Below are 20,569 nucleotides of genomic sequence, written 5' to 3' on the forward strand. Positions count from 1 at the left end.
CCGTCGGGGCCGCGCGTACGGCACCCCGGACGCGCGGCCGGTGCGGCGGTTCGCTAACTTGGGGAGCGTGGACAAGAAGAACGCCTTGCGCGCCGGAGCCCTGGCGGCCGGCACGACGCTGATGATGCTGCTCATGTCGTCCCCCGCGCTCGCGCTCACCCGCGACGACGGTGACGACCCCGGCCACGGTCTCTCCGCCTGGGAGACCATCGGCCTGTACGTGCTGATCCCGGTGGGCCTGTTCGTCGTCATCGCCGGTCTGGTGATGGTGCTGGACAAGTCGCGCTCGGGCTCGTCCGCCCCGAAGAGCTGACGGACCTCCGGGTCCCGGCCGGGGGCGCCTGTCCGCCCGCGCACGCACGCGCGGCCGGACGGCGCCCCCGGCGCGTTTCCTCCCCCGTGCCCCCGAGGAGCCGCGGATGGCAGGCACCACCGGCGTCGCCGTAGTGGGCTGCGGCCCGACCGGACTGCTCCTCGCCGGTGACCTGGCGGAGGCCGGCGTCCCGGTCACCGTGCTGGAGAAGCGTCCGCCCGGCATCAGCAACCTCACCCGCGCCTTCGCGCTGCACGCCCGCACGCTGGAGCAGCTCGACATGCGGGGCCTCGCCGGCGAACTCGAGGCCCTCGGCCATCCGATGACCCGGCTCGGCCTCTTCGACGGCCTCACTCTCGACCTCTCCGACCTCCCCACCCGCTTCCCGCACGTCCTGGTGATCCCGCAGTACGAGGTGGAACGGGTGTTGGAGCGCCGGGCGCGGGAGGCGGGCGCCGAGTTCCGGTACGAGACCGAGGTGACGGCGCTGACGCAGGACGCGTCCGGGGTGACGGTCCTCGGGCGGGGCATGGAGCCGCTGCGGGCCTCGTACGTGGTGGGGGCGGACGGGATGCGCAGCGCGGTACGGGAGGCGGTGGGGCTGCCGTTCCCGGGCCGCTCGGTGATCCGCTCGGTGGTCCTCGCGGACGTACGGCTCTCCGAGGACCCGCCGGAGCTGCTCACCGCGGGCACGACGGGGGACGCCTTCGCCCTCCTGATCCCCTTCGGCGACGGCTACCACCGGGTCGTCGGCTGGCATCGCTCCCACGACGTCCCCGACGACGCGCCGCTCGACCTCGCCGAGATCCGGGACATCGTCCGCGCCGCCCTCGGCCGGGACCACGGCATGCACGACCCCCGCTGGCTGTCCCGCTTCCACAGCGACGAACGCCAGGCCCCGACCTACCGCGCGGGCCGCGTCTTCCTCGCCGGTGACGCCGCCCACGTCCACTCCCCGGCGGGCGGCCAGGGCATGAACACGGGCCTCCAGGACGCGGCGAACCTGAGCTGGAAACTGGCCGCGGTCCTGAACGGCCGCGCGGACACGTCCCTCCTGGACACGTACGACACCGAACGCCACCCGGTGGGCCGCACCGTCCTGCGCAGCAGCGGCACCCTGATCCGCCTGGCCATGGCGAACCGCCCCTGGACGCGGGGGCTGAGGTCGGCCCTGACGACCCTGGTGACCCACTTCCCCGCCCTGCGCCGGAAGGCGATGCACCAGGTGACGGGCCTCGGCTACTCCTACGGCCCAGGCCCCCTGACCGGCAAACGAGCGCCCGACATCCCCCTACCGGGCAACACCCGCCTCTACGAGGCCCTGCGCCCGGGCGACTTCGTCCTCCTGACCCAGGGCCCGTACGAGAACTCCACCCGGACCCACCTCACCACCTCCCCGTGGTCCGGCCCCAGAACCCTCCTGATCCGCCCGGACGGCCACATCGCCTGGACGGCGAAGTCCCCGTCCCCGACGGAGCTGGAGCAGGCCCTCCTTGCCCATGTGGGCCCCGGCTCACTCCGCTGAGAACTCGTACTGAAGCTCGTACAGATGGCCGGCCTTGACCATGACGGTCGCTTCGATGGGCCGCTCCTCGTCGCTGAAGACCACCCGCAGGGTGCGGAGCACGGGCAGGTCGCTGGGCAGCCTCAGCGCGCGGTACTGCTCCTGCGTGGGCACCCTCGCGGACACCCGGTCGACACTGGTGCGCGGCGGGAAGCCGAGTTCGGCCAGGAGTGCCGGGGTACCGCCCCTGATCTTCCGCTTCTCCGTGATGGCGGTACCTCGCGCGACGGCCATCGGGTAGTACGACTTGACCAGTTCCACGGGCTCGTCGTCGAGGGTGAGGACCTGCTCCCGCAGGATTACCGTCTCGTCGCCGGCGATGCGCAGTGCGGCCGCCACGTCGGCGGGTGCCGAGGTCTCGCGCACGTCCAGCAGCGAACTGTCGGGCCGGGCCCCCAGCTTCGCTGCCTCGGTCAGCCAGCGGTAGGGGTGTCCGGAGGGTGCCGGGGTCATGTACGAGGCGGGACGCATGGTGCGCTGACGGTGTTCGCGGACAGTGACGGCGGCTCCGGGCCGTCCGACCACGAGGCGTTCGTCCTTCAGCAGCTGCAACGCCTTCTGGATGGTGGCGTTCGAAGCGTCGAAGCGCTCCTTGAGCTGGGCGGTCGAGGGCAGGCTGGCTCCCGCGGCCAGGTCACCGCTCATGATCTCGTCGCGTAGGTCGGCGGCGATCCGCTCATGGAGTGACCGCCGGTCAGGGGTGCCTGTGTCGTTGGTGAGCACGGTCATCCGATCCGAATCTCGTAGCGAAGCTGCTGACGATGGGCGGGCATCACCATCTGGTCCGCCTGGATGGGCCGGTCGGCGTCGTCAAAGGTGACCCTGCTCAACCGCAGAACGGGCTCACCGGTGTCCAGACGCAGAGCCTCGCGCTCCTCCGGGTCGGGCATCCGGGCCGTCACGTCCTCGCGCACCCGGACGCCGCGATACCCGAGCTCGGCCAGCAGCGTGACCGCCCCGCCGGGGATCTTGCCCCGCTCGGCGAGACGGGTGCCGCGTGCGATGGCGATCGGGTAGTAGGTGTCGGTCAACTCGACTGGCATTCCGTCCAGTTCGATGACCCGACGACGCACTACGACCGTTTCTCCGGCAGCCGTCCCCAGCAGGGTGGCCACCTCGTCGGATGAGGGAACCTCGCCGGCGTGAACGATGCGCTGGCCGCCCCGCCCGCCACGAGCCGCCGCCTCCGTGCCCCAGGCATCGGACTGCCCCCGGTCCCGCGGCGTCAGGTACGGCATCGAGGCGCTGACCCACTTGCTGTCACTCACGGCGTCCTCCTCAATCGAGCTCCCCGGCCTACACGTTAGGCGACCCGTCCGAGCTACAGGCAGCCAGAGTAGCTGACTGCTTTTCGCGAATAGTGGTACGGTCCCGTCGATCTCGCATCCCAGCGGCAAGTAGGTGATGGGTCATGCCTCTGTTACGTCAACGACGATTCCCCCGCGCACGCAGATCCGTTGGAGCTGCCCGTGAGTTCGCCCTACAGACCCTGCTGGAGTGGGGATGCCGTGACCGGCACGAGGACATCCGGCTCTGCGTGTCGGAGTTGGCCACGAACGCCGTCCTCCACGGCGTGCCACCGGGGCGCGAGTTCCTGCTCGCCCTCACCGGGGACGGCGCTTCGATCCGCGTGGAGGTGCGGGACAGCGGCGGGGGAGTGCCGGTGGTCAGAGCGGGCGGACTCGACGAGTGCGGCGGCCGAGGGCTCCTCCTCGTACAAGCTCTGGCCGACGACTTCGATGTGACGCCCCACAACCCTGGTAAATCGGTCTGGGCGGTGTTCAGGACCGCCGCGTCAGGTGCCCGCCCGGCTGGGGTGGAGTTGCGGCAGACGTAATGGCGAAGGGGGCGCCCGGCACAATGCCGGGCGCCCCCGTCAACTGCCAACCGGCTACGCCGAAGCCGCGTCCGCCCGCTGGGCCTTCAGGGCCCGCTCCACGCCCGCGCGGGACTCGGAGATCAGGCGGCGGAGGGCCGGGGTGGGGTCGGTGGACGTCAGCCAGGCGTCCGTCTTGTGGAGGGTCTCCTCCAGGACCTGGACCGACGGGTACAGGCCGACCGCGATCTGCTGGGCCATCTCGTGGGAGCGGGAGTCCCAGGCGGACTTGACGGAGTCGAAGTAGCGGTCGGTGTAGGGGGCGAGGAGTTCGCGCTGGTCGGTCTGGACGAAACCGCTGATCACGGCTTCCTGGACGGCGTTGGGGAGCTTGTCCGACTCCACGACCGAGGCCCACGCCTCCGCCTTCGCCTCGGCGGTCGGGCGGGCCGCGCGGGCGGTGGCCGCGTGGCGCTCGCCGGCGGCGGTGCGGTCGCGCTCGTACTCGGCGGCGATCTCCGCCTCGTCGAAGCGGCCGACCGCGGCGAGCCGCTCCACGAACGCCCAGCGCAGCTCGGTGTCGACGGCGAGGCCCTCGACGGTCTGGGAGCCGTCCAGCAGCGCCTCCAGCAGGTCGAGCTGCTCCGGCGTACGGGCGGTCGCCGCGAAGGCACGGGCCCAGGCGAGCTGGTGGTCGCTGCCCGGCTCGGCGGTGCGCAGATGCGCCAGCGTGGCCTCGGTCCAGCGGGTCAGCAGGGTCTCGCGGGCGGCCGGGTCGGCGTACAGGTCGATCGCCAGCTTGGCCTGCCGGTGCAGGGACTGCACGACACCGATGTCGGACTCCTTGCCGATGCCGGACAGCACCAGCGAGAGGTAGTCACGGGTGGCCAGCTCGCCGTCCCGCGTCATGTCCCAGGCGGAGGCCCAGCTCAGCGCGCGCGGCAGCGACTCCGCGAAGTCACCGAGGTGCTCGGTGACGGCCGCGAGGGACTCCTCGTCCAGGCGGACCTTGGCGTACGACAGATCGTCGTCGTTGAGCAGGACCACGACCGGACGGCGGACACCGGTCAGCTCGGGTACGGCCGTCAGCTCGCCGTCCACGTCCAGCTCGACCCGCTTCACCCGGACCAGCTTGCCCGCGTCGTCGAGGTCGTACAGGCCGATCGCGATGCGGTGCGGACGCAGCGTCGGCTCGCCCTTGGCGCCGACGGGCAGCGCCGGGGCCTCCTGGCGGACCGCGAAGGAGGTGATCACGCCGTCCGCGTCGGTCTGCAGCTCCGGGCGCAGGATGTTGATCCCCGCCGTCTCCAGCCACGCCTTCGACCAGGTCTTCAGATCGCGCCCGGAGGTCTCCTCCAGCGCGCCCAGCAGGTCCGAGAGGCGGGTGTTGCCGAACGCGTGCCGCTTGAAGTACGCCTGCACGCCCCGGAAGAACTCGTCCTCACCGACGTACGCCACGAGCTGCTTCAGCACCGAGGCGCCCTTGGCGTACGTGATGCCGTCGAAGTTGACCAGGACGTCGTCGAGGTCCCGGATCTCGGCCATGATCGGGTGCGTGGAGGGGAGCTGGTCCTGGCGGTACGCCCACGTCTTCATCGAGTTGGCGAACGTCGTCCACGCGTGCGGCCAGCGGGAGCCCGGCGCCGACGCCTGGCAGGCGATCGAGGTGAAGGTGGCGAACGACTCGTTCAGCCACAGGTCGTTCCACCATTCCATGGTGACCAGGTCGCCGAACCACATGTGCGCCAGCTCGTGCAGGATCGTCTCCGCCCGCACCTCGTACGCCGCGTCGGTCACCTTGGACCGGAAGACGTACTGGTCGCGGATGGTCACCGCGCCCGCGTTCTCCATCGCGCCCGCGTTGAACTCCGGCACGAAGAGCTGGTCGTACTTGGCGAAGGGGTACGCGTAGTCGAACTTCTCCTGGAACCAGTCGAAGCCCTGCCGGGTGACGTCGAAGATCGCGTCGGAGTCGAGGAACTCCGCGAGCGAGGGCCGGCAGTAGATGCCGAGCGGCACGGACTGGCCGTCCTTCTCGTACACACTGTGCACCGAGTGGTACGGGCCCACGATCAGCGCGGTGATGTACGTCGAGATGCGCGGGGTCGGCGCGAACGCCCAGACGTTGTCCTTGGGCTCGGGCGTCGGGGAGTTGGAGATCACCGTCCAGCCCTCGGGCGCGGTCACCGTGAAGCGGAACGTCGCCTTGAGGTCCGGCTGCTCGAAGGCGGCGAACACGCGCCGTGCGTCCGGCACCTCGAACTGCGTGTACAGGTAAGCCTGTTCGTCGACCGGGTCCACGAACCGGTGCAGACCCTCACCGGTGTTGGTGTACGCGCAGTCGGCCACCACCCGCAGGACGTTGCGGCCCTGAAGCAGACCGGGCAGCGCGATCCGGGACTCCTTGAAGACCTCCGCCGGGTCCAGCGCGTCCCCGTTCAGCGTGACCTCGCGCACGGCCGGTGCCACCAGGTCGATGAAGGACTCGGCGCCGGACTCGGCCACGTCGAAGCGCACCGTGGTGACGGACCGGAAGGTGCCGCCCTCCTGCGCGCCGGAGAGGTCGAGATCGATCTCGTACGAGTCGACGCTCAGCAGGTCGGCCCGCTGCTGCGCCTCTTCCCGAGTCAGGTTTGTGCCAGGCACGCGGTCATCTCCTCGTTATGTGTGGGTTGCGCCATCCTTCCACGGGAGATCCGCGAACGCGATGTCCTTCTTCCGCCGGTCACCGGGCCTTCCCGGGACCAGCCTTGGACACATGACGACACACGCCACGCCCCGTCATGCCGCGCGGGCCGTCACGGAACCGGTCCTCGTCGCACTGCGCGCCTCGGACGACGCCGGACGCCCGGCGACCGCCGTCACCGACGCGGAGGGCGGCGCCCCGCTGCGCTGCTGTCTGCGCCGGAGCGAGCCGGGCGAGCGCATCGCCCTGGTCTCGTACGCGCCCCTGCGCCGCTGGGCGGCGGACGCCGGCGCCGAACCCGCGGCGTACGACGAGCAGGGCCCGGTCTTCGTCCACGCCGAGCCCTGCGGCGGACCCGCGCCCGGGGACGGGCTCCCCTTCACCGGCGCCCACCGCGTCCTGCGCCGCTACAACCGCGACGGCCACATCCTCGGCGGCCGTCTGGTCACCCCGTCCGAGGACGTCGAGGCGGCCCTGAGCGAGGCGTTCACCGGTCCGGAAGTGGCGCTGGTGCACGTCAGGGCGGTGGAGTACGGCTGCTTCCTGTACGAGGTGCGCAGGCCCGGGGAGCCGAACGGCAGCTGATTCGCACTGGAGCGCCAAGAGTGAAAGGACCGTCCTCGGCCACCTCCCGGCTCCGGGCGCTGTCACGCTGTTGCTGTTGCCCAGGGGCGGCGCGCCGGTCCGGGCGGGCCGCCTCGCGGAGACGAGCAGTGAAGGGGCGTCATGGCCACTCAGCGGGCGATCGGCGATTCTCCCTCTCCCGGCTCAGCCCGCCGTCGTCCGGAGGACTCCGGCCGACGCGAGGTGCCGCGTCATGTCGCCTGCGTGATGGACGGGAACGGCCGGTGGGCCACTCAGCGCTCGCTTCCGCGCACCTCGGGACACCGGGCCGCGGAGGCGACGGTCATCGACGTCATCGAGGCGGCGCGGACGGCCGGGGTCGAGTGGCTGACGCTGTACGCGTTTTCCACCGAGAACTGGCGGCGCCCGGACGATGAGGTCGACTTCCTGCTGCGGCTGGTCCGGCAGGTGGTGCGCAAGCACGCCGCCCTGCTGCACGCGCGCGGTATCCGCTGCCGGTTCCTGGGGATGACGGATTCGCGGATCCCGGCGGCGCTGGCCCGGGACTTCGCCGACCTGATGACGCTGACCGGCGCGAACCGGGGCATGACGCTGACGATCGCCTTCGATCACGGCGGGCGCGGGGACATCGTCGAAGCCGCCCGGTCACTGATCCGCAGCGGGTTGCCGGCCGAAGGCGTGGACGAGGAAGTCTTCGCCGCTCACCTGCCCTTCCCGGACACGCCCGACGTGGACCTGGTCATCCGTACCTCCGGTGAGCAGCGCATCTCCAACTTCATGCTCTGGCAGGTCGCCTACGCCGAGTGGATCTTCCCGCCGGTGCTCTGGCCCGACTTCCGCGCGCCGCACTTCGTGCAGTGCGTACACGCCTACAGGCAACGGGACCGCCGCTTCGGCGGTGTGCGGTCGAACGTGAACGGATGACTCATGGATTCCTCGAGCAGGGATGGTGACCCGCCCATGGACCGGTTGGACGAGCACGGCGAGATCTTCAACGATCCGCGCTGGGCGCTGGCGCTCATCCGGGCGACCGTGCTGGAGGCCGCTCACCCGCAGATCGGGGCGGCTCTCCTGGACCACTCGTCGTTCGTGACCCACCCCTGGCGGCGGCTGCGCAACACCTTCACGAGCACGCAGCGCATGTTCGGCCCGGACGACGAGGTGCGACGCCGCGAGTCGGCGCGGCTCAACCGCCTGCACGGGCGGATGAACGGCACCGACGCGCGGAACCGGTCGTACAGCGCGATGGACCCCGACGCGCGTGCCTGGGTGGTGGCGACCATGTTCGAGAGTGCCGTCACCATGCACCGGCTGAGCGGACAGGTCCTCGAACAGGCCGCCATGGAACGGCTCTACGCCGGGTTCCAGGCGTTCCACACGGCCCTGGGCGACGACGCGCGCTTCCTGCCGCCGACCCTCCACGAGTTCTGGCCGTACTACGACCGCGTGGTCGAGGAGGAGCTGGAGAACACGGAGGCCATGCGCATCGTCCTCTACAAGCTCTTCGACCATCTGCCCGCGCCGCCACTGCTGGCCGGCCTGCCCACCCTGTGGGGGACCGGCCGGGCCGTCGCCGGGCCCGTCATCGGGGCGATCACCGTCGCCTCGCTGCCGGAGTCCTTCCGCCGCCGGGCCGGACTGCCCGAGACACCCGGTGCGCAGACCCTGATGCACGGCACGTACCTCGCCGCCGGGCTGGCCCGTTTCCTCCCCGGCGGCTGGGTCCACGCCCAGGGGGTGGCCGATCTGCTGGCCCTGTCCCCTGACAGCGACGATCCCCGTGTGCGGACGGTCACCGCTCTGCGGGACCAGGTGAAACGCGCCGGCGCCCTGCTGCGGCTGATCACGCCCGTCCCCGCGGAGCCCGGGCCCGCACGGACCGTCCCGGCACAGCGCGCCACGAGCGGGGGGACCGGGCCGCGGCGCAGCGCCGAGGAGTTCTTCAGGGAGGTCCTGGACCAGACCGGGGACGGCTTTCTGGACTGGCCGGACCTCGCCGCCATGGCCCGGGAGATGTCCACCCGCCTCGATCTGGACGAGCCGGAGGAGACCAGGCTCTACAACGCCTACGCCGACTGGTGGCGGGAACTCCAGACGGCGCTCGACGCCGACGGCGACGGCCGGGTCAGCGCGCAGGAGTACGCGGCCGCGGCTCCCGCCCTGGCCGGGCCCGCGCTGATCAGGGTCGCCGAGGTCCTGTTCGACGTCACCGACAAGGACGGGAACCAGCACATCGACGCGGTCGAGTACCGGGCCCTGTTCCGCACCGCGTTCCGCCGCGACACCGCCGACGCCGCAGGCGCGTACACGCGCTGCGCGTTCGTGAAGGACTTCCTCACCTTCATGTGCGGACGGCGGCGCTCCACCCCCTACGACCCGCTGCTCACCGAGGCATGACGGCGGCGCCCCAGGCACCCGGGGGTGCCTGGGGCGCGCGGCCGTGCCCGGTCAGCTCTTCAGCTCGGCCGCCACCAGTTCCGCGATCTGCACCGCGTTCAGCGCGGCGCCCTTGCGGAGGTTGTCGTTGGAGATGAACAGGGCGAGGCCGTTGTCCACCGTCTCGTCGCTGCGGATGCGGCCCACGTACGACGGGTCCTGGCCGGCCGCCTGGAGCGGGGTCGGGATCTCGGAGAGGGCGACACCCGGCGCCTGCGCCAGCAGCTCGGTCGCGCGCTCGACGGAGATCGGGCGGGCGAAGCGGGCGTTGACCTGGAGGGAGTGCCCGGAGAAGACCGGGACGCGCACACAGGTGCCGGAGACCTTCAGCTCCGGGATCTCCAGGATCTTGCGGGACTCGTTGCGGAGCTTCTGCTCCTCGTCGGTCTCGCCCAGGCCGTCGTCCACGATGGACCCGGCCAGCGGGAGCACGTTGAAGGCGATCGGACGCTTGTAGACACCCGGCTCGGGGAAGTCCACCGCGTCGCCGTCGTGGGTCAGCTTGTCGGCGTCGGCGATGACCTTCTGCGCCTGCCCGTGCAGCTCGGCCACGCCCGCGAGGCCCGAGCCGGAGACGGCCTGGTAGGTGGCGACGACCAGCGCCTCGAGCCCGGCCTCGTCGTGCAGCGGGCGCAGCACCGGCATCGCGGCCATCGTGGTGCAGTTCGGGTTGGCGATGATGCCCTTGGGGCGGTCCGCGATGGCATGCGGGTTCACCTCGGAGACCACCAGGGGCACCTCGGGGTCCCGGCGCCAGGCCGAGGAGTTGTCGATCACGACCGGGCCCTGCGCGGCGACCTTCTCCGCGAGCGCCTTGGACGTGGCGCCGCCCGCCGAGAAGAGCACGATGTCCAGGCCGGAGTAGTCGGCGGCCGAGGCGTCCTCCACCGTCACGCCGTCCAGCACGGTTCCGGCCGAGCGGGCGGAGGCGAACAGGCGCAGCTCGGTGACCGGGAAGTCCCGCTCCTTGAGGATCTTGCGCATGACCGTGCCGACCTGACCGGTGGCTCCGACGATTCCGACCCTCACGACGACTCCCTCTGTCTGTCCCAGTACCGGGTCACTTGCTTGACCGGCACTTTTCCATCATGCGGCCGACACAGGGCCGCGTGTCCAATCCTTTGTACGGGTGTGCCCGATGTGAGGGACACCCGTACCCTCCCAGACGGTTGCGGACCTGCGGTCCCGCGCCGGGAGCGGCCGCAGAAGTTCCCTCCCCCGGACCCGTCGGCCGCAAGCCGTGCTGTCCGGTCCCTGCCCGTCCGGCCCACCGCCATACGGAGGTGTGACGTACACCGCACACGCCGAGGGGGCGGGCGCCCGCCAGGACGCCCGCCCCCCAGGTCAAGGGGATCAGCCGGTTACGGCGTGACCTTCCCGATCTGCACACTCGCGGTGCCCGCGACCGTGCCGCGCGCGTTCACGAGCTGGACGCGGCCGAAGAACTCCCGGCCCGCCGGGGCCTCGGCGGCGGCCGTGACCTGGCCGGTCACCGTGGCGGAGGCGCCTGTGGCGAGCTTCACCGGGGCCGAGCCGTCGACCGTGACCGCGCCGAGGGCGTCGGAGAAGAACACGTCCCGGTAGTCGTAGTCGGTGGAGCCGGCCGGGACGGAGTAGCCCACGACCTTGACCGTGTAGGTGCCCGCGGCGGGGGACGGCACGGAGACCGCCTCCTCCGAGTCACCGTCGGCGGACTCGCCGACCTCCTTGCCGGAGGCGTCGTAGACCATGAGGTCGAGGTCGGCGGCCGGGTCCGAGACCTTGCCGATGGCCACGTCCAGCGACTTGGCGCCGGCCGGGACGTCGACCGTGGTGGTCGCGGTCTCGCCCTCCTTGATCGCGGGGCGGGCGGCCTTCGCGGAGCCGAGCGGGCCGCCGACCAGCTTGCCGTCGAGCGCCGCGTACTTGTTGGTGACCTTCCAGGACGCGGTGGCCGGGACGCCCACCTTGGCCTCGGGCACGGTCACGGTCTCCGGGTCGAAGACCGCGCCGAGCACGGAGACGTCCAGCTTGTAGGGGTTGTCCAGCAGCGGCGAGGTGCGGCGCGCCTCGACCTCGACCTCCCAGACGCCGGCCTGCGGGTCGGCGTAGGAGCGGACGTCGGGCTTGCAGCCGTTGCCGTCGAGGTAGTTGTTGTAGCAGTACGGGGTGCTGGTGTTGTCGACCGGCGTGCCGTAGGGGTGGATGGCGATGAACCGGGTCTGGCTGCCGGACTTCAGGCCGCCGATGGCCACCTCCAGCGACTTCGCGCCCTCGGGCACGGTCAGGAAGTACGACGTGGTGCTGTTGCGCTGCACCGAGGCGGAGAAGGAGCGGCTGTAGTCCACCGGGCTCGCCACCACGACCGTGGCGAGGATCTGCTTGTCGACGCCCACGGTCAGCGGGTCGTCCACGCGCAGGATCGCGCTCTTGAGCCCGGCCGACTTCGGCGCGGCCTCCACCTTGACGGTGACCGGCTGGTTCAGCGGCAGCTTCACCAGCGGGCTGCCGACGACGCGGTAGGTGTGCTCCGGGTCGTTGGCGAAGCTCAGCAGGTGCCAGACGGCGCGGTCCGCGCCGGTGGTGCGGGTGACCGTGACGTCGTACGTCTTGCGCTGGCCGGACTTCAGGCCGCCCTCGCGGTCGTAGAGGCCGGTGCCGAAGCCGGGGGTCTTCAGGGCGTAGTCGATCGCGGTGTCGACCGGGGCCTTGACGGTGTACTCGTGCGCCGAGGCGCCGAGCCGGATCGCGGTCCAGGCGTCCACGACGTCGATCAGGCCGGAGCCCTCCTCGTACGCCTGCGCGCCCTTGATGTGGTGCGCGGTCGAGGTCAGCGCGGTGCGCAGCACGGCCGGGGTGAGGTCGATGTTCTTCTGCTTGGCGGCGCTGAGCAGCAGCGCGCTCGCGCCGGCCGCCTGCGGGGAGGCCATCGAGGTGCCCTGGAGCATCGAGTAACCGGCGGGCAGGGTGTAACCCGCCTCGGCCACCGGGGAGCCCGGAAGCCAGGTCTGGGTGGTGTTGATCGCGGCGCCGGGCGCGGTGATGGTCGGCGTGAAGCCGCCGTCCTCACGCGGGCCGCGCGAGGAGAACGGCATCAGCGCGTACGGGGTCTGAACCGCCGAGCCGTAGTTCGACGCCCAGGTCTCCTTGGAGATGGCGGCGCCGACCGAGATCACCTTGTCGGCGAGGCCGGGGTCGCCGATGGTGTTGGCGCCGGGGCCGGAGTTGCCGGCCGAGATGACGAGCTGGACGCCGTAGGTGTCGATGAGCCGGGTGTACAGCTCGGCGCGGGCGTTGTTGCCGTCGTTCAGCGCCGGGAGGCCGCCGATGGACATGTTGACGATGTCCACGCCCCGGTTGGTCACCAGGTCGATCATGCCCTCGGTGAGGGCGACGTTGGTGCAGCCGCCGGACCAGGTGCAGGCGCGCGAGGAGACGATCCTGGCGCCCGGAGCGGCACCGTTCATCTTCCCGCCGAACAGCCCGTTGGCCGCGGTGATGCCGGCGACATGGGTGCCGTGCTCGGACTCGATGACACCGATGTTGACGTAATCGGCCTTGGCGCCCGAGGAGCTGTAGACGACGTCCTTGCGGATCTCGACCACGAACGGGATGCGCTCGACGACGTCCGTCTGCGGGTCGTCGGTGCCGAAGTAGCCGATCTGGTAGCCGTCCTTGTACGGCTTCATCGGCGGGTTGTTCGTGAAGTCCAGGTCGTCGTCGGTGTCCACGCGGACGGTGCCGGTGGCCGGGTCGTACAGCACACCCCAGGCGTCGGTGGTGTCACCGTCGCGGTTGAGGTCGCCCTTCATGTCGCCGCCGGTGGTGGCGTCCTCGTACAGGTAGTTGAACTTGTACGCGCCGGCCGGGGCCGTGAAGGTCTCCGCCTTCGCGCCGGAGCCGACCGAGAAGGAGGGGCCGGAGACCGCCGTGGTCATCCGGCGCCAGGTGCCGTCGCCGTCGCTCACCGGGTCGGTGGAGGTGACCCAGTCCACGATCTTGCGCTCACCGGTGGTGGTCTTCTGCAGCGCCGGGTGACCGAGGTCCACCCCCGAGTCCAGGATGCCGATGGTGACCCCGCGCCCGTCCGCCTTCGGGTGGTCCTCGACGAAGTCGACGGCACCGGTCTCGAAGGACGGGTTGTACGGGTTCTTCGCCGGGGTCTTGCTGCCCGGTGCCGGGTAGGTCGCCGCCGCAGGGGCGTTCTTGGCGTCCTTCGCGGTGTCCGCGCCCGGTGCCGGGTCGTCCAGCGGGATCTCCTGGCGCAGGTCGATCGCGTGCACCGAGGACAGCTTGGCCGCGGCGGCGATGACCGAGTCGGCCTTGGCGGTCGGGACGGTGGCGCGGACGTAGCCGACCTTGTCGAAGGTGCGGCCCACGGTGCCGGCGGCGTCGAGCTGGGAGGCGACCTGCTCGGTGGCGCCCGGCGCGGTGGCGATCATCATCGTGACGCTCTTGGCACCGTCCGCCTTGGCCTCCGCGAGCCGGTCGGCGTCGTCGGCGCCGAGCTTGCGGGGCGCGGGCTTGACGCCGGGGTCGGTGGCCTGGGCGGGCGGCGCGTCGGCGGCCAGCGCCATGGGCACGGGGCCGGCCGCGCAGAGGGCGGCGACCACACCGGCGGCCAGCGTCAGGCGCGCCAGGCGTCTCGGGCCGGGTATCGGGTCACGGTCGGGGGAGTGGGTCATCGCATCCCTTAGTCGGTGAGGGTTGTCCGCGAGGTCCAGTGCCGGACCAGCGCAGCTTTTCCCAAGCGACCGGTTTTTGGGGTTCGTTGACCGAATCGATATCCATGTATGGGGAAAACCCCCGATGCGATGTGTGCGGTTGGGGACCGAATGAGCCCGAATTCACTCGGTTCTGCCCCCGACCGCGCTAACGTCCCGTCATGAGACGCAAGTTGAGGGTGGCGGCCTACGCCGTATGTGTCCGCGACGGACAGCTCCTGCTCGCCCGCTCGCCCGCGCGGGCCGGCGGCCACGAGTGGGTGCTGCCGGGCGGCGGAGCCGAGTTCGGCGAGGACCCGTACGACACCGTGCGCCGCGAGGTGGCCGAGGAGACCGGCTACCGGGTGGAGGTCACCGACCTGCTCGGCGTGCACACCAACCGGGCGGTGCTCCCCGGCCGCTTCCCCGGCCGCGCCGTCGACCACCACGGCGTCCGGCTGCTGTACGCGGCACACGTCATAGGCGGCGAACTCCGGTACGAGGTGGGCGGTTCCACCGACCTCGCCGCCTGGCACGACCTCGGCGCGGTGCCCGGCCTGACCCGCGTCTCCCTGATCGACACCGCCCTCGGCCTGTGGCGCGACCGCCCGCCCACCGGCCGCCTGGACGCCGCTCCGGGCGGGACTGCGGCGGTCCTTCCCCGGCCGGTGAACGAGGAGTGACCGGCGCCGGGCCGCCGTCCGGCCGTTCGGCGGCGGTCCGCCCCGCCCCCTGGCGCACGCTGATCGACGTGCGGTGTTCGGCGTCGTGCGTTGCTCCGGCGTTCACGCGCGTTTCATCCCCGCTGCCGACGATCCAGAGCGAGCGGGGCGCCGGTCCGAGCGGCGGCCCGCGACCGCCGTCGGGACCGCACCCAGGGGAGACCCCGCATGTCGCGCCCACGCTCTGCCGACGCCCCCGCCCAGGGGCTCCACCGCCGATCCGTCCTCACCGCCGCGGGAGCCGTCACGCTCGCGGCGGGCGTCGGCCTCAGCCTGCGCCCCGCCGAGAGCAGCGCCGCCCCGCGGGCCGCCGCCCCGCCCGCCCCGGCGCCGGCCGCCCGCACGACCGCCCCGGCCCCGCTCGCCCCGTACACCCGCGGCACCACCCTGGCCACCGTGGCCACACCGCGCGGTTCCGCCGCCTACCGCACCCTCGGCGAGGGCCCCGGCTGGCCGCGCGTCGTCCGGGACGAACTGGCCGCGCCCCGTGCCGGACGGTCCGCGCGCAGAGCCACGCTCGCCGCGTTCGTACAGGTCACCGATCTGCACCTGACCGATGTGCAGCACCCGCGGCGGATGGAGTTCCTGCGTGCCGCCACGCCGCGCGGCTGGCGCCCGCAGGAGGCGCTCACCGTCCCCGGCGCCGTCTCGCTGGTCGAGCGGATCAACTCCCTGCGCGGCGGACCGGTCACCGGCAACCCGCTCCAGTTCGTCATGACCACCGGGGACAACACCGACAACAACTCCCGGCTGGAACTGGACTGGTTCCTGAAGGTGATGAGCGGCGGCCGCATCACCCCGGACTCCGGCGACCCCGGACACTACGAGGGCGTCCAGAACAGCGGCCTGTCGCTCTACTGGCAGCCCGGCTCCGCCGCCCGCGACCAGGACAAGGCGCTCGGCTTCCCCCGGCTGCCCGCCTTCCTCTCCGCCGCCGTCCGCGAGGTCCGCAGCCCCGGGCTGGACATGCCCTGGTACTCCACCGTCGGCAACCACGACGCCCTCCCGGGCGGAGGTTTCGGCGCCCGGCCCGACCCCTACCTCGCGGAGGTGTCGGTCGGCGGGCGCAAGCTGATGGACGCCACCCCGGCCGAGGCCCGGGCGCTGAAGCGGGCCTTCGAGTCCGGCCAGGACCTGGCGGGCACCGGATACCGCGACTTCCTGAAGGCCCACGCCCGCTCGGCGCGCCGGGTCACCCCGGACGAGCGGCGCGCCCCCTTCACCCCCGCTGAGTACCTGCGCGCCCACCTCGACCCGGCCCACCAGGGCCACGGCCCGCTGGGCCACGGCTACACGGCGGACAACCTCGCGGCGGGCACCCGCTACTACACCTTCCGGATCTCCGACGACGTGATCGGCGTCAGCCTCGACACCATCGACCCCGCCGGCCACTACCAGGGCTCCGTCGGCACCGCCCAGCTCCGGTGGCTGGAACGCACCCTGAAGCAGCACGCCGACTCGCACGCGATCGTGTTCAGCCACCACACCGGCGCGTCGATGACCAACACCCGCCCCGACCCCGACCGCCCCGCCGAGGCGCGGCACGACGGGGCCGGGCTGATCTCGGTGCTGGGCGCCCACCGCAACGTACTGGCCTGGGTGAACGGCCATGTCCACCAGAACATCGTCACCCCGCACCGGTCGCCCTCCGGCGGCGGCTTCTGGGAGATCTCCACCGCCTCCCACCTCGACCACCCCCAACTCGCCCGTGTCATCGAGCTGGTGGACAACGCCGACGGGACCCTGTCGCTCTTCACCACCCTGGTGGAGTCCGCGGCCCCCTACCGCGCCGACCGCTCCGACCTCTCCCCGAGCGGCCTGGCCGCGCTCTACCGCGAGCTGGCCCTCAACGCCCCCGACGCCCTCACGACACTCGCCGGGCAACCGGCCGACCGCAACACCGAACTGCTGCTGGCCAAGCGCTGACTACCGGGGCAGCACCACCACGTACGCCGCCGGGTCGCGGTCGCCCGCGGCCATCAGGGCCGTACGGACCACCGCGGCCTGCTGCTCCATGGAATCCCGCAGCTTCTTCGGGGTGATGTGGACGACCGTGATCCCGAGCCGCTCCAGGTGCTCCCGCTTGCGGGCGTACTCCGACCAGGTCGCGTCCTCGTCCTGGCGCGGGGCCCGGGTGTCCAGCTCGACGGCGACCGCCTGCTCGGGCCAGTAGGCGTCCAGGCCGCCCAGGTGGGGGCCGCCGGGCAGCCGCAGGTCCACGTTCCACACCGGGTCGGGCAGCCCGTACCCGGTGACCATCCGGAACAGCCGGTCCTCGGCCACCGCGCGGCCCTCGGCCACCAGCGAGTCCACCGCGTCCACCACGTGGGCCCGGCCCATCAGCCTGGCCTCGGTCAGCTCCCGTACCAGCGCGGCCGGGTCGCAGTGGCCGTCGCGCACCGCCTCGGTCAGCAGCCGCCGTACCGTGTCCGCGTCCGTCAGGTGGGCCACCGCGTCCGCCACCGCACGCGCCACCGGCGCCACCGGCAGGCCCGCGACGGGGCGCGCCACCGGGAGGCCGGGGGTGCGCACCACCCGCACGTACCCGGTCGAGCGCAGCCGGCGCAGCCTCGGGACCAGGACGTCGATCCGCTCCAGACCGGGCAGCGGGGGCGCGGACGGCAGGCCGTGCAGGGCGAGGGCGGCCAGACCGGTGAGCATCGCCTCGGCGTAGGCCCCCCGGTGCGGGTCGCCCGCGCCGGGCTGGGCGGGCACACCGGGCACGGACTCGCGGGAGGCGTACAGCAGCGCGCCGTGCAGGCGCTCCTCGCTCGTGGGCGAACCGGAGTGCAGCAGGACCACGTTGGGCAGCAGCAGCCGCCAGGGGCCGTCGGCCCGGCACCGCTCGTTCAGCTCGGCCGTCGTCACCCCGTGGGTGCGCAGCTGGGCGGCGGTCAGGACCCGGCGGTGGACCTCGGTGAGGTGGCGGAGCGGGCGGGGGGAGAGCGGGGTGTCGTGCGTCATGGCTCTGGAATGCCCTACTTCCGGCCCACCCGTAACCGCTGTTACACATCCGTCGAACAATGCGGACAACACGGCACTAAAGGACGGGTGTTCGGGTGCCGAGTAGACGGCGAAAACCCCTGGTCCCATCGAGGGGGACCAGGGGTTACGGGCCGCCGTGCCCGGATTCCGTAACGGTCACCGGGCGCCGAAGCTCAGGCCAAAGATCAGGCGTGGGTGTCGCACTCCTGTGCGCGCAGCGCCCGCGCCAGGTCGTCCCGCGCCTCCAGCACCAGCCGCCGCAGCGCGGGGGCCGCGTCCGCGTGCTCCGCCAGCCACGCGTCCGTCGCCGCCAGCGTCTCCGGGCGGTCCTGGTGGGCCGGGAACAGCCCGTTGACGATGTGCATGGCGATCTGGATCGACCGCTCCCGCCACACCCGCTCCAGCACCGCGAAGTACTTCTGCGCGTACGGCGCCGTCAGCTCCTGCTGGCCCGGCCGGTCGAAGCCCGCGAGGGTCGCCTCCACCAGCGCGTTGGACAGCGCGTCCGACTCCACGACCTGCGCCCACGCCTGCGCCTTGACCGCCGCCGAGGGCCGCGCCGCCAGGCAGCGCACCTGGTGCCGCTTGCCCGACGCGGTGTCGTCGCGGGCCAGTTCGGCCGCCAGCACCTCCTCGTCGGCCACCCCGTGGGCGGCGAGCGGCTCCAGGAACGCCCAGCGCAGCTCCTGGTCCACGGTGAGACCGTCGACCGTCTCGGTGCCGTCCAGCAGGTCCTTCAGCAGGGCGAGGTCGGCCGCGCCGGACGCGACCGAGGCGAAGAAGCGCGCCCAGGCCAACTGCGCCTCGCCGCCCGGCTCGGCCGACCGCAGCTCCTTCAGCGCGCCCTGGGCCAGCAGCTCGCCGCCTGTGGCCCGCCACTCGGGGGCCGCGTACCGCTCCAGAGCGGTGCCGGCCCAGGCGTGCAGCATCTGGAGCACGCCGATGCCGGACTCCCGGCCCGCGAACCGCAGCACCAGCGCGACGAACTCCCGCGCGGGGAGCAGGCCGTCCCGCGTCAGGTTCCACAGCGCCGACCAGCACAGGGCGCGGGCCAGGGGGTCGGCCAGGTCGCCGAGGTGCTCGCGGAGGGTGGCGAGCGAGGTCTCGTCGAAACGGATCTTGCAGTAGGTGAGGTCGTCGTCGTTGACCAGGACGAGGTCGGGCGCCTCGGCTCCGGCCAGCTCGGGCAGCACCGTGCGCGGGCCCTCGACGTCCACCTCGACGCTCCGGTACCGCTCCAGCGCGCCCGACTCGCCCAGCCGGTACAGGCCCACCCGCACCCGGTGCGGGCGCAGCTCGGGGTGGGACTCGGGCGCCTCCTGGAGCACGGCCAGCTCGTCGATCCGGCCCTCGTCGTCCAGCAGCACCTGCGGAGTGAGCGAGTTGACCCCCGCCGTCTGCAGCCACGCCGCCGCCCACGCCGTCATGTCCCGGCCGCTGGTCTCCGCGAGCACCGAGAGCAGGTCGTCCAGCCGGGTGTTGCCGTAGGCGTGCCGCTTGAAGTAGCGCCGGGCGCCCTCCAGGAAGGCGTCCTGCCCGACGTACGCCACCAGCTGCTTGAGGACGGAGGCGCCCTTGGCGTAGGTGATGCCGTCGAAGTTGAGCTTGGCGTCCTGGAGGTCGCCGATGTCGGCGGTGATGGGATGGGTGGAGGGGAGCTGGTCCGCGCGGTAGGCCCACGCCTTGCGGCGGTTGGCGAAGGTCGTCCAGGCGTCCTTGAAGCGGGTCGCGCCCACGTTGCCGAAGGTGCCCATGAAGTCCGCGAAGGACTCCTTCAGCCACAGGTCGTCCCACCAGACCATGGTGACCAGGTCGCCGAACCACATGTGCGCCATCTCGTGCAGGATCACGTTGGCCCGCGCCTCGTACGAGGTCTGCGTGACCTTGCCCCGGAAGATGTACTCCTCCCGGAAGGTGACCAGCCCGGGGTTCTCCATCGCCCCGAGGTTGTACTCCGGCACGAACGCCTGGTCGTACTTCCCGAAGGGGTAGGGGTAGTCGAAGTTCTCGTGGAAGAAGTCCAGCCCCTGCTTGGTGATCAGGAAGACGTCGTCGGCGTCGAAGTAGGGCGCCAGACCCTTGCGGCACATCGCGCCGAGCGGGATCTCGAGCGTGGACCCGTCCGCCAGCACCCGCTCGTAGGAGTCGGTCACATAGTGGTACGGGCCCGCGACCACGCAGGTGATGTACGTGGAGATCGGCTTGGTCTCCGCGAACCGCCAGACACCGTCCACGAGTTCGCCCGCGCCGTTGCTCCACACCGTCCAGCCCTCGGGCGCGCGGACCTCGAAGCGGAAGGGCGCCTTGAGGTCGGGCTGCTCGAAGTTCGCGAACACCCGCCGGGAGTCGGCCGGTTCGTACTGCGTGTAGAGGTAGACCTCGCCGTCCTCGGGGTCCACGAAGCGGTGCATGCCCTCGCCGGTGCGGGAGTAGGCGCACCGGGCGTCCACGATCAGCTCGTTGTCGGCCGCCAGGTCCGCGAGCGTGATCCGGGCGCCGTCGAACACCTCGCCGGGGTCGAGGTCGCGGCCGTTGAGGGACACCGCGGTCACGCTCGGCGCGATCAGGTCGGCGAAGCTCGTCGCACCCGGTTCGGCGCAGCGGAAGCGGATGGTGGTCACCGAGCGGAAGGTCCGCGGCTCGCCGTCGGGCTCGCCCACGGCGGAGCGCAGGTCCAGCGCCACGTCGTACCCGTCGACGGACAGCAGGGCGGCCCGCTCGCGGGCCTCGTCGCGGGTCAGATTCTCACCGGGCACGGGCGGCACTCCCTTGTGGTCGCA

At 72.0% G+C, this 20,569-nt stretch carries 15 protein-coding genes; 8 read left to right on the forward strand and 7 right to left on the reverse strand.

Annotated features, from left to right (window positions below):
* Window positions 1–67 precede the first annotated feature (67 nt).
* On the forward strand, window positions 68–313 hold the full coding sequence (locus tag EV284_RS13005; RefSeq protein ID WP_130333506.1) for a hypothetical protein: 246 nt from the start codon (window positions 68–70) through the stop codon (window positions 311–313).
* 106 nt (window positions 314–419) lie between these two features.
* The gene (locus tag EV284_RS13010) at window positions 420–1,838 is read left to right on the forward strand and encodes an FAD-dependent monooxygenase (RefSeq protein ID WP_130333508.1); all 1,419 of its coding nucleotides are present in this window, start codon (window positions 420–422) and stop codon (window positions 1,836–1,838) included.
* Here EV284_RS13010 and EV284_RS13015 read toward each other — a convergent pair.
* Window positions 1,827–2,606 carry a GntR family transcriptional regulator gene (locus EV284_RS13015; RefSeq protein ID WP_130333510.1) on the reverse strand — a complete coding sequence of 260 codons (780 nt, stop codon included), beginning with the start codon at window positions 2,604–2,606 and terminating at the stop codon, window positions 1,827–1,829. The genes EV284_RS13010 and EV284_RS13015 overlap by 12 nt on opposite strands.
* Window positions 2,603–3,145, reverse strand: coding sequence for a UTRA domain-containing protein (locus tag EV284_RS13020; RefSeq protein WP_130333512.1), 543 nt, complete (start codon window positions 3,143–3,145; stop codon window positions 2,603–2,605). The genes EV284_RS13015 and EV284_RS13020 overlap by 4 nt, the downstream gene beginning before the upstream one ends.
* Before the next feature lie 143 nt (window positions 3,146–3,288).
* Here EV284_RS13020 and EV284_RS13025 point away from each other — a divergent pair, with 143 nt between their 5' ends.
* Window positions 3,289–3,714, forward strand: a complete 426-nt coding sequence (locus EV284_RS13025; RefSeq protein WP_130333514.1) for an ATP-binding protein — start codon at window positions 3,289–3,291, stop codon at window positions 3,712–3,714.
* A 54-nt stretch (window positions 3,715–3,768) separates the two neighbouring features.
* On the opposite strand, the gene pepN (EV284_RS13030) is transcribed toward EV284_RS13025, so the two are convergent.
* Complete coding sequence (gene pepN / locus EV284_RS13030) at window positions 3,769–6,339, reverse strand: aminopeptidase N (RefSeq protein WP_130333516.1); 2,571 nt, start codon at window positions 6,337–6,339, stop codon at window positions 3,769–3,771.
* A gap of 112 nt (window positions 6,340–6,451) precedes the next feature.
* Here pepN (EV284_RS13030) and EV284_RS13035 point away from each other — a divergent pair, with 112 nt between their 5' ends.
* The 3 genes from EV284_RS13035 (at window position 6,452) to EV284_RS13045 (ending at window position 9,361) form a co-directional block, all read left to right on the forward strand.
* Entirely contained in the window at window positions 6,452–6,964 is a 513-nt protein-coding gene (locus tag EV284_RS13035) for a DUF1203 domain-containing protein (RefSeq protein WP_130333518.1), read from the forward strand.
* 141 nt (window positions 6,965–7,105) lie between these two features.
* Window positions 7,106–7,888 (forward strand): polyprenyl diphosphate synthase, encoded by a 783-nt coding sequence (gene uppS, locus EV284_RS13040; protein WP_130333520.1) that lies wholly within the window; start codon window positions 7,106–7,108, stop codon window positions 7,886–7,888.
* A 36-nt stretch (window positions 7,889–7,924) separates the two neighbouring features.
* Window positions 7,925–9,361, forward strand: coding sequence for an oxygenase MpaB family protein (locus EV284_RS13045; RefSeq protein WP_242625665.1), 1,437 nt, complete (start codon window positions 7,925–7,927; stop codon window positions 9,359–9,361).
* Window positions 9,362–9,412: 51 nt separating this feature from the next.
* Here the strand turns inward: EV284_RS13045 and EV284_RS13050 are convergent, their stop codons facing one another.
* A complete protein-coding gene (locus EV284_RS13050; RefSeq protein WP_130333524.1) occupies window positions 9,413–10,429 on the reverse strand; it encodes an aspartate-semialdehyde dehydrogenase in 1,017 nt (338 codons plus the stop codon).
* 332 nt (window positions 10,430–10,761) lie between these two features.
* A complete protein-coding gene (locus EV284_RS13055) occupies window positions 10,762–14,064 on the reverse strand; it encodes a S8 family serine peptidase (protein ID WP_130333526.1) in 3,303 nt (1,100 codons plus the stop codon).
* A 200-nt stretch (window positions 14,065–14,264) separates the two neighbouring features.
* On the opposite strand from EV284_RS13055, the gene EV284_RS13060 reads away from it, so the two are divergent.
* Window positions 14,265–14,765, forward strand: a complete 501-nt coding sequence (locus EV284_RS13060) for an NUDIX domain-containing protein (protein ID WP_207229018.1) — start codon at window positions 14,265–14,267, stop codon at window positions 14,763–14,765.
* 207 nt (window positions 14,766–14,972) lie between these two features.
* Window positions 14,973–16,730, forward strand: a complete 1,758-nt coding sequence (locus EV284_RS13065) for a TIGR03767 family metallophosphoesterase (protein WP_130333528.1) — start codon at window positions 14,973–14,975, stop codon at window positions 16,728–16,730.
* On the opposite strand, the gene EV284_RS13070 is transcribed toward EV284_RS13065, so the two are convergent.
* Together EV284_RS13070 and pepN (EV284_RS13075) are read right to left on the reverse strand one after the other, a co-directional pair.
* Complete coding sequence (locus tag EV284_RS13070; protein ID WP_130333530.1) at window positions 16,731–17,768, reverse strand: hypothetical protein; 1,038 nt, start codon at window positions 17,766–17,768, stop codon at window positions 16,731–16,733.
* Window positions 17,769–17,974: 206 nt separating this feature from the next.
* Window positions 17,975–20,545: an aminopeptidase N gene (pepN, locus tag EV284_RS13075; protein WP_130333532.1), complete on the reverse strand. Its 2,571-nt coding sequence runs from the start codon at window positions 20,543–20,545 to the stop codon at window positions 17,975–17,977.
* Window positions 20,546–20,569 lie beyond the last annotated feature (24 nt).

The organism is Streptomyces sp. BK022 (genome assembly GCF_004217355.1).
GTDB classification, from domain to species: domain Bacteria; phylum Actinomycetota; class Actinomycetes; order Streptomycetales; family Streptomycetaceae; genus Streptomyces; species Streptomyces griseoluteus.